This is a genomic window from Virgibacillus carmonensis (genome assembly GCF_057836705.1).
The window spans coordinates 1-636 of the sequence record NZ_JBYQFJ010000214.1 but is presented as its reverse complement, the minus strand read 5'-3'; the positions used below and the strand labels follow the sequence as shown (position 1 = coordinate 636).

Sequence of the window (636 nt, the reverse complement as noted above, 5' to 3'; positions counted from 1 at the left end):
AAGCTATAGGTTTTACCAAGTAGTAAAGAAGGAATTATATCATTTATGATATTTTGTTTCCCTATAAGTTGACCTTTATCCTTCCAAATTGAAGATACACTTGTTGTGTTGTTTACTAAATTGATACTTTTAATCGGGCAAATAACCATGTCTGCGTTATAATAATCTGCTGCCTTTAGTAATTCCTCATACATTGTTGGTTCAATTGTGTCGTCCGGGTCTACAAAACCAATATAATCTCCCTTAGCTATTTCAATTCCTTTATTCCGAGCCGAAGACACTCCACCGTTTTTCTTATGAATGACACGTATCCTTTTATCCTTTTTTGCATATTCCTCGCAAATTTCTCCACAGTTGTCTGGAGATCCATCATTTACAAGAATAAGCTCAAAATCATTATAGGTTTGAGCTAAAATTGAATCAATACATTTATTAATGTAGGACTCCACTTTATAAATAGGTACAATAATACTAATTTTATTACTCAAGGCTTTTACTCCTTTAATTCATATAGTTGAATAATTTGGTGATCTCTTTTGTAGTATCCACACTATTTTGAGACAGATTAAATATTAAATCCTTACGACTTTTTGGGTTTTCAATTATTTGAACCCACGTTAACCCTTCCTTTGCATC

Annotated in this window: 1 protein-coding gene; it reads right to left on the bottom strand. The window is 32.1% G+C overall.

Annotated features, from left to right (window positions below):
- The coding region (locus tag AC3G7N_RS21460) for a glycosyltransferase family 2 protein (protein ID WP_489424163.1) at nucleotides 1–488 on the bottom strand (488 nt) is incomplete at its 3' end.
- Nucleotides 489–636: the final 148 nt, after the last annotated feature.